The organism is Acidicapsa ligni (genome assembly GCF_025685655.1).
Lineage (GTDB): Bacteria > Acidobacteriota > Terriglobia > Terriglobales > Acidobacteriaceae > Acidicapsa > Acidicapsa ligni.
The window spans coordinates 739245-752159 of record NZ_JAGSYG010000002.1 but is presented as its reverse complement, the minus strand read 5'-3'; the positions used below and the strand labels follow the sequence as shown (position 1 = coordinate 752159).

Here is a 12915-nt window from a genome sequence, read left to right as displayed (position 1 = left end):
TGTAGTAACTTGCCGGTAACTATGACGAGAATCAACGGCAAGGCCCGGGAATTTGCTCCCGGGCCTTGTTTTCGTCATCGAAACCAGTTTACTGGAGATTATTGACGGTGACGTGTTCCTTCGCGACCAGTTCCTTTGGCAAAGGAGCGTAGTAGAGAGCGGAAACTTCATTTTCGCCCGCGGTCAGCATCCAGTTCAGGAAGTCCTTGATAACTTTACCCTTAGCAGCGTCCTGCGCCTTTACGGGCACCAGGAGCCAGGTAAAGCTGGAGATTGGATAGGCCTGCGCACCGGGAGCATTGGTAATCGACACGCGGTAGTCTGCCGGAATCTGCTTGACGCTCGATGCAGCTTCGGTCACGCCTGCGATCGATCCCTTGACCCAGTTTCCTGCAGGGTTCTTCACTGCTCCGAAGGAAATGTGATTCTGCATGGCGTAGATCAGCTCAACGTAACCGATGGCTCCAGGAAGCTGGCGAACCAGACCGGCAACACCCTCGTTGCCCTTGCCGCCGATGCCCTTGGGCCAGTTGAGAGCCGTGCCCTTGCCGGGGCCATTGGCCCAATCCTTGCTGACCTTGCTCAGGTAATCCGTGAAGATGTAGCTGGTGCCGCTGCCATCGGAACGATGCACAACATTGATCGTCTCGCTGGGCAGGTTTACTCCCGGGTTGTCCTTGGCGATACGTCCGTCGTTCCAGGTGGTGATCTTACCGAGGAAGATGTCAGCCAGAACATCCGGAGAAAACTTGAGGTCGCCGACGCCGCTCACGTTGAAGATCGGAACGACTGCACCGAGGACGGTAGGAATGTGAACCAGTTTGATCTTGGAGCTGGCAATCTGCTCGTCTGTCATTGGACCATCGGTTGCACCGAAATCCACCAGCCCAGCCGTCACCTGGCGAATACCTCCGCCGGAACCGATCGACTGATAGTTGATTTCAACGCCCGGATGCGCCGCGCTGTACTCGCTAAACCACTTGGCGTAGATGGGATAGGGGAACGTGGCACCAGCACCGGTGAGCTTTTGCGCCTGTGCAATGCCGGACGCTGCCAACAACAGGCCAGCCGTCAATCCGGCAATCATGATCGAGGTCTTCTTCACTTTCAGCTCCTTGATGTCGAACTTATTAAAACCGATTCTGCCTTACGAATGTTAAGGACACTTGAATGTCGCATGATTCATCGTCTCAATGCTACGGAATTTCCTGCCTGCCAACCTAAATCTTCTCGTCTTTTCGGACGGGCGTTGACTCAATGGAAGCCGGTACGATGGCCGAAACAGGCACGGCCGGAGTAAGGATTGGGAGCGTAAAGTGGAAGGCCGCTCCACGTCCCAGTTCACTCTCTGCCCAGATGCGTCCGCCGTGGGCCTGCACAATATGCTTCACAATCGCCAGCCCAAGCCCGGTTCCGCCGGAGTCTCGCGAACGCGCCTTGTCGATGCGGTAAAAGCGCTCGAAGATTCGGTTGAGGTGCTCGTAGGCCATTCCCGGGCCGAAATCCTGGACGACAAATTCAACCACGTTTTGAGTGGCCAGAGACTGCGCAAAGACACGCACACGGCCTCCGGATTTGCCGTACTTCATGGCATTTTCAATCAGATTGCCGAAGACCTGGGTCATGGCATCGGGATCGGCCATGACAACATCCGCGGGCGCACTGCCGCTCTCCAGGGCAATGCCCGATTCAACCACCAGGCCGGCGAGCGACTCGATGGCATCCTCAACGAGGGCAGAGGCACGGATGGGTTGAGGAATGAGCTTGTAGTCCGGGCTCTCAACACCGGCTAATTCCAGCAGATCCTCGGTGAGGCGATTCATCCGATTGGAGTTCTTGAGAATGATCTGCAGGAACTCGCGCGTGGTTTCAGGACGCGGGTCGGGATCTTCAAGCAACGTCTCAACATAGCCAGAGATGGAGGTGAGAGGCGTGCGTAGTTCGTGGCTCACATTGGCGATAAAATCGCGCCTGGATTTTTCCGCCGCCTCCACGCTGGTGACGTCATGGAGAACGACCACGGCGCCTCCGCCCGGTGTAGGAGCGGCATTGATCTCGAAGATGCGCCCATGCACCAGCGAATTGGCGCGTCCCAGGCGAAGCTCGCGATGACGCAACGCTCCCTCGGCGCAGGCCAGCACGTCGGGATCGCGAACGGAATGCACAAGCGCACGGCCCTCGCGAATCGGCGAGCCCGTCAACCGCTGCATGACGGCGTTGGACCAGCTCACGTTGCCCTCGCGGGTAATGGCAACGACTGCTTCCTGCATGGAATCCAGTAAGGCCGCCAGTTCGCTGCGGCGGCTCTCCAACTCGGCGAAGCTCTGCTGCAACCGGGCAGCAGTGGTGTTAAGCGCCTCGGCCATGGCTGAGATTTCATCACGATAGCCGTCGTCGAGACGGGCATCGAGATCGCCTTCTGCAATACGGTGGGCAAAGCCTACCATGCGGCGCAAACGTTGCGAGATATTCAGGGAAAACCACGCAGCCAAAGGAAGCGCCACTAGGATCGCGGCTACGCCGGACAGCAATGCCTCGCGCCCCAGCACATGCAACGAACCTCCTGCTGAATTCACCACGATGCGACGGAAGAACATCTCCATTACCGCAGCGTGGAAAACCAGCAGAAGGGCGAATACAGCGAGCAGTTTGTAAAAAACCTTGCGGGTCACGGGAGAAATCCGTTCCGGAGATTACTCTCCCTTGGGAATCTCAAAGCGGTAGCCAGCTCCGCGCACCGTTTTCAGATAGCGTGGATTCTCGGCATCGACCTCAATCTTTTCACGAATGCGGCGCACATAAACGTCAACCGAACGAGGAGTGACGAAACGAGCATCGCCCCATACCGCGTCCAGAAGATGATCGCGACTGAAGACGCGACCTGGATGCCGAGCCAGGTAATCCAGCAGGCGAAACTCGGTTGCCGTAGTCGTCGTCAACTCGCCGCGCACATGCAATTGCATCGCGTTGGCATCGATGATCACCTCTTCAAAGGTGATGACCGAAGGCGAAGTAGGCCGCTCGAAGCGTCGAAGGACAGCCTTGACCCGAGCTACCAGTTCGCGAGTTGCAAACGGCTTTGTGATGTAGTCGTCCGCACCGAGTTCCAGACCCAGAACGCGGTCGTTTTCACCGGCGCGCGCAGTCAGAAAAATGATGGGCACCGAAGAAAGCGCCTGATGATTGCGCAACCTGCGGCACACATCCAGCCCGTCGCCGCCGGGAACCATGATGTCCAGCAAAAACAACGCTGGAGCCTGGCGTTCGGCATCGGGAATCAGGTTGGAAGGGGTGTGGTAGACACGGGGAGAAAAGCCCGCTGCCTCCAGATGATGCTGCACAAGACGGGAGATGTCTGTGTCATCCTCAAGCACAAAAACTGTCTGGCTCAAACCTCAATACCCTCGCCCGGCGGCCTTAATGCGAGCTATATAGCCGCACGGATTCATCTTAAGCTTAGTTCAGAAAGGCAAAGAAAGTGCAAACGTTTGATGAATTTGCTCTGGGGAAGGGGCAGAACCGGCAGACAGTCGCGAATTCCGAGTCAAATTATGGCTGATGATGGATGAATTTGCGCACCTTGGCAATGCTGTTTATTAATACCAATAATTTGGCGCGATCACTCGTAAAACGGAACGCATGCCACGAATCAGGGTGGTGGAAGGGGAATTGTAGCTTTTCGATTTGAAGCCGGAGTAGCCTACCGGTTCCACGTTGCAGGGGAAGCGGAGATATATCCCAGGCTGGCCTTTGAACGGAATAACCTTGCGGAAGATTAGGTGTTCCAATAGTCGAACGTCGGTCGAGTTCATCTCGTTGCGCGAATCGCGCAGGACGCGATCGTAGAAACGATGCGAGCAGAGAAACAACTGCGTGTTGGCGTCAAAGCCGCGTCGAGGAAAACCCAGCTTGCGACAGTCCACCAGCAGCTCAAAAGGTTTGCGAACTTTATCCAGAGCCTTGCCGAGCGTGGGAAACATCAGCCGGCCGGTCACTTTGATCATGTGGGTCGTTTCCCGCCGGAGTTCGCTCAGGGCCAAGCCTTCGTCGAGCATCTGCATTTCCGTGTATCCGTAATTGGTGCCCTCGGGAATATGATTGCCGGGCACGGAGAGGATTTCGACTGCCTTTCCAAACGGATTTTCATTGGTTGCAATTGCTCGCAGTTCGCCCAGGTCGGCGCCTGAATTTTCCAGAAACAGGATGCGCTCAGCGGCCACATGCGGATACGATAGCCAGAATCGCAGAGCCCGCTTGTAATCTTCCATGCGGATCTGCGGATCGGACCGCTTCACCCCGGCATTGGCTGCCGGGATGATCGTCGCAGTCATCACGAGTAAATAGCGATCCGATATCAAAGACGATTGACTGTCCGAGGCCAAAGTCATAAAGGCTATTCTAATTAGCTGCAGCCAGCTTAAACATGAGCGATAAAGCGCAGGCGGACGTAATCTGCAGTCCAGTTGCCCTGATCGTCGCGCAGGACGGGTTCGAGCAGAGCGACGGTTTCATCCAGGACGACGGGGCGAAGATCTTCCGGCACGGAATCCAGAACACCGCGTCGAAAAGTCGTCAGCCAGCCGCGCATTCCAGCTTCGTGCAAGGGAGTTGGCCGTGGGATGAGTTGAATCTCGTCGACCGTAAACCCATGACGCTCCATGCGCGCCCGATAGGCAGTGGCCGTCGGAAAATAGTTCATCTGCTCTGCGCTGAATTCACGATCGAGGCCGTGTCGCGCCAGCACCGCGGCCAGCGCTACTTGAATTGACGCGATATTCCCGTGACCTCCCATCTCAGCCACGAACCGGCCACCGGGGCGAAGCGCTCGCTTAACTCCGGCCAGCATCGCATCCTGATCGCGCACCCAATGCAGCGCAGCATTTGAAAATACAGCATCGAACTCGCCGGTGAACGGGAGCGCCTCAACATTGCAGACGTGTGCATCCAGGCCGCGAGCCAGAGAACCTTTCACCATATCTGCGGAAGAATCCACGCCGGTCACAGTTGCGGCGGCTGCGGCGATCTTTGCCGTAAGCTGTCCATCGCCGCAGCCCAGATCGAGGATGCGTTCTCCAGGCTGCGGTGACAGCCACTCCAGCACTCCTGCTCCGAGAGCGGGGACAAAACTTCCTATTTGAGCGTAGACGGCGGGGTTCCAGCTTTGAATCATCACTTCACCTCTGAGACGATTCTCGCGGACGAGCGGTCATAAGGCAAAGTTATTCATTTTTGAGTAGCGATAACAAAAATTAATACAGCCAGATTGTTAGTCCGTTAGCCCGATTAGATCGATTGCACGGGGATCAGCGTGACATCGTCCACCAGGCCGACCTCCCGCTGTACGAAAGGCTCGCCATACTTCACCCCGGCAAGCAGCCCATAATGTCGAGCCTCGGCAAAGGTGCGTTCGCGAATCTCTTCTTCGGGCACGAATAGTCCCCCGCCCTGCTGCTGGTTGGCATATTGGGACTTGTAGGCCATGAGCGACGCGTGGCGTTGATCGATGAAGGGCGTGATGTCCACAATAAAGCTGGGACGAACATCCGCATAGAGGCTGGCGTAGATGATTTTGAAGGGCCGATGAGGCGGCAGATCCTCGACGCGATTGCCCTCAAGCTTGGATAGTCCGGCGAGAAAACATGCCTCGTAGCCAAGAGTGGAGCAGGTTGCGTGGTCCGGATGGCGAGCTTCCCAATAGGGCAGGATCACGACGCGGGGACGCAGATCGCGAATGACTTTTACAATTTTGAGGCGATTTTCAAGCGTGTTGGCAACTGCGCCGTCAGGCAGATCGAGAGCCTGTCGCGTGGTTACGCCCAGGATATGGGCTGCTCCCTCGGCCTCGGCGAAGCGCTCTGCTGCACTGCCACGCGTACCGGATTCGCCCTGCGTCAGGTCGAGAATGCCTGTTCGCAGTCCGCGTGCCTTCATGCGAAGGAGCGTTCCCCCGCAGGTCTGTTCGACATCATCGCGATGTGCTGCGATGGCCAAAACATCAATCACTGCCTGCGGGGTCTGCATTCTGTTTAGTAGTCGGTGTTGTCCGAATCGGTGATGGCATCCATGTAAGCCACGTCGAAGGCGGTGCCGTTGACGGTTACAAAGAAGTTGTTAATCGCCGATCCATCGGTAGTGGAGTAGATGTAAACCTGTCCACCCTCGGCAATATAGATCTTATGCAGAGTTGTCACCGCGGCAATACCGGTCAGATCGCCCTGGAAAGGCTCGATCATCGTAACCGTTGGGGGAGTGCCTGGATCGCTTGAGGTCGTAAGCATTGTCAGGCAACCGTAGGGCAGTCCCTGGGCAAAGCGCACACCCTCTGAGCAACGAGTTGTACCAACCCAGAGCGTGTTGTCATCCGCCAGAATCATCTTCGTCGGCTGTCCGGGAGCGCCATCGCTCACCGAGATAGCCTGACCGGCAAGACTGTTGTTGGTCAGATTGATCTGTGTCAGATTTCCAGCGTAGAGCACCTGGCCGTCGGCCTGAGTCTGCGGTTGCTGACCCATGACGTACAACATATTCGAATTCACCAGCCCATTGCTTGCTCCACCAGGGGCAAGAATCGTCGCCTTGGTCAGCGCGCTCTGCGTCGGCAACTGGCCGGATTGCTGGCCACTCTGCAGAATCATGGGAGCGATGGGAACAATCGATACCGAGGATGCCGTTCCGCCGCACTCCGGTCCGCAGTTCAGGATATAGGCCGAAGAGCCATCTGCCGAAAACAGCGCCTTTACAGGACGGTCGAAGCTAAGCGGCGCGCCTGCAAAGAGGTTGGAATTCGTGTTCAAACTGTCCGGGCTCTGCATTTGAGCCAGGCACATGCCGGGCAAATTCTGCGGCTCGCAATCAACATACGGCTGCGGCCAGCTGTGATTCGTCAGAAAGTATGCTGCCAGCGATGTGGACTCGGATGTCTGCAATTTGCGCGGGTAATACACAAAATTCGAGTTCTGCACGAAAGCCAGCGCCATCGATCCGCCGGGATTCGTCGAAACGCGATAAACGCCCGGCAGGCTCAGGCTGTATTGCTTGCCCGCTGCGCTGTCCACCACCGTCATCACGTGTGTCTGCTGGCTGGCGGCAAAGACGAAAAGCTGGTTACGGGAGACAAATATGCTAGAGGACAGCGAGCTCAGCGTAGCAGCCGGTCCCGATGTCGTTTCTTTCGCATAGTTGATCAGCGTAAAGGTGCCGTCGCCCGATCCATAGACTGCCCCGAGCTGCTCTTCGGGCATGTTCTGGATGGTGATCGGAAGCGCGCCGCTATATCCAGCGATGCTGAAAAACGGGATCGTATCCTTAAAGCTCTGCCGAATATCGTAGAACGCATCCACAAACTGGAGTGCGCCGCGAGAAGCCGGACTGGGGTTCTGAATAGCAATCAGAACGCGATTGGCGATTCCGCTGGGAGGCAGAACTCGACCAGCAAAATAAAGGTTACTACCACAGCCCGCCAGTACACCCGCGGTCACCAGTGCCGCCAGGGCGCAAATTACGAGACTTCTCTTCTTCAAAATCCTATACCTCAGATAAACGAGCTGACTGGCAAAGTATAACAAATACGGGTCGACCTGCAGGCCTCAGCCAGTTGCCCCTGCCCCTTCTATATGTCTGAACCCAATAACGCTGTCTTCCCTTGCGGTCGCTTCTGCTTGGACGCGGACCATTGACACAGGAAAGCAGTTGCCTTCGACAATCGCGACAGGCGGTTCGGAAACGCGATAGCATGATTGGTAACGTGCGTACACTGAAAGACATTTTTGCCGACCGACCGGTCCTTTGTGACGGAGCAATGGGTACTGTGCTCTATGCTCGCGGAGTTTTTATCAACCGCTGTTACGACGAACTCAACCTCTCCGACCCGGCCCTGATCCTCTCCGTTCATGAGGAGTATCTGCAGAGCGGCGCCGAAATTTTGGAGACGAACACCTTCGGAGCCAATCGCTTCCGCTTGGCTCGTCATGGCCTTGCCAGCCGCACCGTCGAGATCAACGAGGCGGGAGTACGCATTGCGCGCCAAGCTGCCGAGCACCTGAAAGACAAGCAGGCAGGCGACGCGTGGGTTGCCGGATCCATCGGCCCGCTGGGCGTGCATCTTGAGCCATTGGGCAAGACCAGCCTGGAAGAGGCTCGCGCTGCCTTTGCCGAGCAGATAGGAGCCCTTGCCTCCGCCGGTGCAGATCTTTTGATCATTGAGACCATGCCGGCGTTGAACGAGGCTCGCGAGGCCCTGCTGGCCGCCAAGGCGACTGCTCCGGAACTGCCCGTCTTCCTCATGGTCACCGTGGATGACGATGGCAACTGCCTCGACGGATCGTCGCCCGGCCAGGCCGCGACACTGCTCACGGAGTGGGGCGCGGATGCGATCGGCTGCAACTGCTCTACCGGTCCGGCAAATGTTCTAACCGCAATTGAAGCAATGCGTGCTGCCAGTTCCCTGCCCATTGTTGCCATGCCCAATGCAGGCATGCCCCGCGCGATTGAAGGGCGCAACATCTATCTTTGCTCGCCGGAGTATATGGCCAGCTTCGCACGCAAGGCGATCAAGGCCGGAGCACAATTCGTCGGCGGCTGTTGCGGAACCACTCCGAATCATATCCGCGCCATGAAGTCAGCCATCCGGGCTATCGATGCCCAAAATCGCAACCAGAATTCGGCCTCCGGAATAGCGGCCCAGAAGAATGCAACTGCTACAAACACCATTGAAATTCCTCCGGCTCCGCTCGCGGAACGCTCCCGTATTGGAGCGCTGATTGCCGAAGGCACTTTCGTCACGCTGGTTGAAATTGTTCCACCACGTGGGATCGATTGCATTAAGGAGATTGAAGGCGCTCGCCTCCTAGCCTCGCTCGGCGTTCACGCGATCAACATTCCGGATTCGCCTCGCGCCTCTGCTCGCATGAGCGCTCAGAGCCTCTGCATTCAGATTCAGCAGCAGGCCGGCATTGAAACGGTGCTGCATTACACCTGCCGCGACCGCAACGTCCTCAGTATCCAGTCCGATTTGCTGGGAGCTTCGTCGATCGGCCTGCGCAATGTTCTTTGCCTCACCGGCGATCCGCCCAAGCTGGGCAACTATCCCGACGCAACCGCGGTCTTTGATGTGGATGCAATCGGTCTCGTCAATATCGTCCGCCGCCTCAATCACGGGCTCGATATCGGTAGCAATTCGATTGGGGCATCGACGAACTTCACTATTGCCGTCGCCGCCAATCCCGGTGTCCCAGATATTGAACAGGAGATTCGCCGCTTCGCGTGGAAGGTGGAAGCCGGGGCTGAATACGCCATCACGCAGCCGGTCTTCGATCTGCGCCTGTTGGAAAGCTTTCTCAAGCGCATCGAGGAGTTCCGCATTCCGGTGATCGCCGGTATCTGGCCACTCACCAGCCTGCGCAATGCCGAGTTCATGCGTAACGACCTGCGCGTGTCCATGCCCGAAGCAGTCATGCTGCGCATGGCCCAGGCAGAAAATCCCGATGCCGCTCGCATGGAGGGCGTCCGAATCGCCCAGGAGATGCTTACGGAAGCACGCCCGATGGTCCAGGGAGTGCAGGTCAGCGCACCCTTTGGCCGTTACGCACTGGCCGCTGAAGCCATCGCTTCCGTGTTGCCACAAACAAGCCTTCCGCGATAAGTATTTCGTCGCGTTCGCAGTATTCAGGAGCAATTACAGCACGATGGCAAAATTTGAAGAGTCACTAAAAAAGCTGGAAGTTATCGTCGAACAACTGGAACAGGGCGACCTTGCCCTGGAGCAGTCCCTCAAGCTGTTTGAAGAAGGCGTGAGCTTGTCTGCCGCATGCAAGCAGGAACTGGATGCCGCTGAAGGTAAAGTACAAATGCTGGTCAAGCAGCGTGATGGCGGCCATAAGCTGGAAGCTTTCCCAACGGAAAATTAGCCACGGCTGGGGAAACACTAGCAGGAAAGCACCAACCTTTATGGCCTGACTCTATTGCCGGATTCCTTGCACGGCTTCTTCTTCATCTCCTCCCACCATCTCGCATCCTCTTGCACCATTCGGAACTGCACCGAAAGCACGCAGTCACAGCAAAAACGAAGTTCACAACTTTATCGATGACTGACAATGCCGGACGCTACCATGTATGATTTCCCCGTCTGGCAAGAAAAATCCCCCCTGAGAACAAGTACGCACTATGACCGTGTCCAATCTGATTCCTATTTCTAACTCACAACTGAACGCGTCAGAACTGAACTTTATTCCACGCCCTATAGTCTCCGTAGGAGCTGGCGGCATCGTGAATGATGCGCACCTGCCCGCCTATCGCAAAGCTGGTTTTCCGGTTATTGCCATCCTTGATCCAGACAAGACCAAGGCAGAATCGCTCGCGGCCAGGTTCGATATTCCGAAGGTTTATTCCTCGGTTGCTGAGGCATTGCCGCAGCTTCCGTCCGAGGTCATCTTCGATGTAGCTGTACCGGCAAACGCAATCCTCAAAGTTCTGGCGCAGCTTCCGGATGGAGCCGCGGTCCTGATCCAGAAACCCATGGGCGAAACTCTCGCCGAAGCAGTCGCCATCGAGCGCCTCTGTCGCGAGAAAGACCTGACAGCCGCTGTCAATTTTCAGCTTCGCTGGTCCCCAGTGATGCAGGCTGCACGCAACATCGCACTGGCAGGAACCATCGGCGACGTCCACGATATGAAAGTCGACGTCACCGTGTTTATGCCCTGGGATCTTTGGAACTTTATGGCGCGGCTTTCGCGACTTGAAATTCTCTATCACAGCATCCACTACGTCGATCTCTGCCGCGCGTGGTTCGGCAATCCGCGCAGGGTTCTCGCCAAGACGTCGCGTAATCCGCTGACTCCCGATCTGGTTGCAACGCGCTCTGTCATCATCCTCGAATACGACGATTGGAAGCGCGTCAGCATCTCTTCTACACACGCGCATACCTATCCCGAGACGCAGCAAAGCCAGGTCACCTGGGAAGGCACAGAAGGCGCGCTTGAGGCCATCATGGGCGTGAACCTAGACTATCCTGCGGGCAAGCCCGATCGCCTGCGTTATGCACCTCGAACCGGCGAAGACGCAGGCAAATGGCAGACGCTGCCAACCGAGGGCAACTGGTTTCCGGAAGCGTTCATGGGATCTATGGGTTCGTTGCAGGCCTTTGTCTGCGGCGCATCCAGCGAACTCCCAACACGAGTCTCCGATGCACTCGATACCATGCGCACAGTCGAAGCCGCTTATCTCTCCAGCGAACTCGACGGACAAACTTTACCTGAGATTGAAAGCGAGGCGAAATGACAACTGCAACCACGGACAATGCCTTTCGTTTGGATGGCCTGCATGCGCTCGTAACGGGCGGTGCAAGCGGCATTGGCGAAGCTACCAGCAAAGAACTGGTGAGGGCCGGAGCCTTCGTCTGGATCGCTGACATCAACCTGTCGGCAGCCGAAGCTCTCGCAACGTCACTCGGCAATGCACGCGCAGTCAAGATGGATGTCACAAGCACCGAATCCATTGAAGCCGTCGCGGCGATCCTGCCCCAGCTCGATATTCTCGTCAATAACGCGGGGATCGGCCACGTGGGCAGCGTAGCGACTACGTCCATTGAAGACTTTGACAAGTTGCTCAATGTCAACGTGCGTTCCGTCTTCCTGGTCACGCGTGGCCTGCTTTCTCTGCTCCTGGCCAGCCCTTCCAAGGGTTGCATCGTGAACATTGGCTCTGTCGCAGGACTCATCGGCATCAAGCAGCGTTTCGCGTACTGCACCACCAAGGGCGCGGTGCTTGCGATGACCCGTCAGCTCGCCGTTGAATACGCGAAAGAGTTGCGCGTCAACGCCATCTGCCCCGGCACTGTAGAGACTCCGTTCGTCGAAGGCTATCTCGACAAGTATCACGCGCACGAGAAAGAAAAGATTCGCGAAGAACTGAAAGCGCGTCAGCCGATGGGCCGGCTCGGACAGCCGGAAGAAGTTGCCTCCATGGTTCGCTATCTCTCTTCTCGCGAAGCTGGATTTATCAACGGATCTCTCTTCACACTCGACGGCGGCTGGACCGCTGCATAACTCACTCGGAGAATACTTATGAAGCTAGTTTCCTTTTCAGCCGCAGACGGCAAGATCCGCCCTGGCTACCTGCTCGAAGCCACCAGTGAAGTTGCGGATCTATCCTCTTCTTTCAGCGATACGCTCGCAGTGATCAGCAGCGCAGCCAGGCCTGCAACACCGGCAGCAAAGCTTCCTCTCGCGGATGTAAAACTGCATGCGCCACTCGCCAACCCACCGCGTATTTTCTGCATTGGTCTCAACTATCGCGATCACGCCATTGAGTCGAAGATGGAGCTGCCCAAGTTCCCTGTCGTCTTCTTCAAGATGGTTCCGTCGATCATCGCGAGCGGCGAAAACATCGTCCTGCCGTCCATCACTCAGGAGCCGGATTACGAAGCTGAATTTGCAGTCGTTCTAGGCAAAGGCGGTTATCGCATTCCCGCATACAGCGCGATGGATCACGTCTACGGCTACACGGTTCTCAATGACGTCAGCGCGCGCGATATTCAGTTCTCCACCTCGCAATGGTCGCTCTCGAAGAGCCTCCCGACCTTCTGCCCACTGGGTCCTGCAATCGTGACTGCCGATGAGATTGCCGATCCGCACGCACTGGACATTCAGCTCTCGATCGACGGCGAAGTGCTGCAACACTCCAACACGCGCGAACTGATCTTCCGCATTCCTGAGCTGATCGAATATATTTCCTCGATCACCGAGCTGTTGCCCGGCGACATCATCAGCACCGGCACGCCCGCAGGCGTCGGCCTGGGCCGCACTCCAAAGCGCTGGCTCAAGGCAGGCGAAACGGTGACTGTCTCCATCGAAGGACTGGGGCAAATCGTCAATCCTGTTATTGCCGGATAAAGCATTCGTCCTCAATTGAAAAGCCTCC

At 56.8% G+C, this 12915-nt stretch carries 12 protein-coding genes; 5 read left to right on the top strand and 7 right to left on the bottom strand.

Going from position 1 to position 12915, the window contains the following annotated elements; translation table 11 throughout:
• Positions 1–88: 88 nt before the first annotated feature.
• The 7 genes from pstS to OHL19_RS09475 form a co-directional block, all read right to left on the bottom strand.
• On the bottom strand, positions 89–1105 hold the full coding sequence (pstS, locus tag OHL19_RS09505; RefSeq protein WP_317890558.1) for a phosphate ABC transporter substrate-binding protein PstS: 1017 nt from the start codon (positions 1103–1105) through the stop codon (positions 89–91).
• A 115-nt stretch (positions 1106–1220) separates the two neighbouring features.
• Complete coding sequence (locus OHL19_RS09500; RefSeq protein ID WP_263357417.1) at positions 1221–2672, bottom strand: sensor histidine kinase; 1452 nt, start codon at positions 2670–2672, stop codon at positions 1221–1223.
• 21 nt (positions 2673–2693) lie between these two features.
• The gene (locus OHL19_RS09495; RefSeq protein ID WP_263357416.1) at positions 2694–3392 is read right to left on the bottom strand and encodes a winged helix-turn-helix domain-containing protein; all 699 of its coding nucleotides are present in this window, start codon (positions 3390–3392) and stop codon (positions 2694–2696) included.
• A gap of 204 nt (positions 3393–3596) precedes the next feature.
• Positions 3597–4388, bottom strand: a complete 792-nt coding sequence (locus OHL19_RS09490; protein WP_263357415.1) for a hypothetical protein — start codon at positions 4386–4388, stop codon at positions 3597–3599.
• 29 nt (positions 4389–4417) lie between these two features.
• Positions 4418–5170, bottom strand: coding sequence for a class I SAM-dependent methyltransferase (locus OHL19_RS09485; protein ID WP_263357414.1), 753 nt, complete (start codon positions 5168–5170; stop codon positions 4418–4420).
• 113 nt (positions 5171–5283) lie between these two features.
• Entirely contained in the window at positions 5284–6003 is a 720-nt protein-coding gene (bshB1, locus tag OHL19_RS09480) for a bacillithiol biosynthesis deacetylase BshB1 (protein ID WP_317890557.1), read from the bottom strand.
• Between the two features lie 23 nt (positions 6004–6026).
• Positions 6027–7520 (bottom strand): hypothetical protein, encoded by a 1494-nt coding sequence (locus OHL19_RS09475; protein WP_263357412.1) that lies wholly within the window; start codon positions 7518–7520, stop codon positions 6027–6029.
• Between the two features lie 212 nt (positions 7521–7732).
• On the opposite strand from OHL19_RS09475, the gene OHL19_RS09470 reads away from it, so the two are divergent.
• From OHL19_RS09470 to OHL19_RS09450, 5 genes are all read left to right on the top strand, one after another.
• A complete protein-coding gene (locus OHL19_RS09470; protein WP_263357411.1) occupies positions 7733–9640 on the top strand; it encodes a bifunctional homocysteine S-methyltransferase/methylenetetrahydrofolate reductase in 1908 nt (635 codons plus the stop codon).
• 43 nt (positions 9641–9683) lie between these two features.
• Positions 9684–9905: an exodeoxyribonuclease VII small subunit gene (locus OHL19_RS09465; RefSeq protein ID WP_263357410.1), complete on the top strand. Its 222-nt coding sequence runs from the start codon at positions 9684–9686 to the stop codon at positions 9903–9905.
• A 256-nt stretch (positions 9906–10161) separates the two neighbouring features.
• The gene (locus OHL19_RS09460) at positions 10162–11274 is read left to right on the top strand and encodes a Gfo/Idh/MocA family protein (protein WP_263357409.1); all 1113 of its coding nucleotides are present in this window, start codon (positions 10162–10164) and stop codon (positions 11272–11274) included.
• Positions 11271–12041, top strand: coding sequence for an SDR family NAD(P)-dependent oxidoreductase (locus OHL19_RS09455; RefSeq protein WP_263357408.1), 771 nt, complete (start codon positions 11271–11273; stop codon positions 12039–12041). Before OHL19_RS09460 ends, OHL19_RS09455 begins: the two co-directional genes overlap by 4 nt.
• Before the next feature lie 18 nt (positions 12042–12059).
• Positions 12060–12887, top strand: coding sequence for a fumarylacetoacetate hydrolase family protein (locus tag OHL19_RS09450; RefSeq protein WP_263357407.1), 828 nt, complete (start codon positions 12060–12062; stop codon positions 12885–12887).
• Positions 12888–12915 lie beyond the last annotated feature (28 nt).

Bases quoted from the DNA above. Each gene is read 5' to 3' on its own strand.
- OHL19_RS09460 (WP_263357409.1), top strand. From the start codon at position 10,162: ATGACCGTGTCCAATCTGATTCCTATTTCTAACTCACAACTGAACGCG.
- OHL19_RS09455 (WP_263357408.1), top strand. From the start codon at position 11,271: ATGACAACTGCAACCACGGACAATGCCTTTCGTTTGGATGGCCTGCAT.
- OHL19_RS09470 (WP_263357411.1), top strand. From the start codon at position 7,733: ATGATTGGTAACGTGCGTACACTGAAAGACATTTTTGCCGACCGACCG.
- OHL19_RS09465 (WP_263357410.1), top strand. From the start codon at position 9,684: ATGGCAAAATTTGAAGAGTCACTAAAAAAGCTGGAAGTTATCGTCGAA.
- OHL19_RS09450 (WP_263357407.1), top strand. From the start codon at position 12,060: ATGAAGCTAGTTTCCTTTTCAGCCGCAGACGGCAAGATCCGCCCTGGC.
- OHL19_RS09490 (WP_263357415.1), bottom strand. From the start codon at position 4,388: ATGACTTTGGCCTCGGACAGTCAATCGTCTTTGATATCGGATCGCTAT.
- OHL19_RS09485 (WP_263357414.1), bottom strand. From the start codon at position 5,170: ATGATTCAAAGCTGGAACCCCGCCGTCTACGCTCAAATAGGAAGTTTT.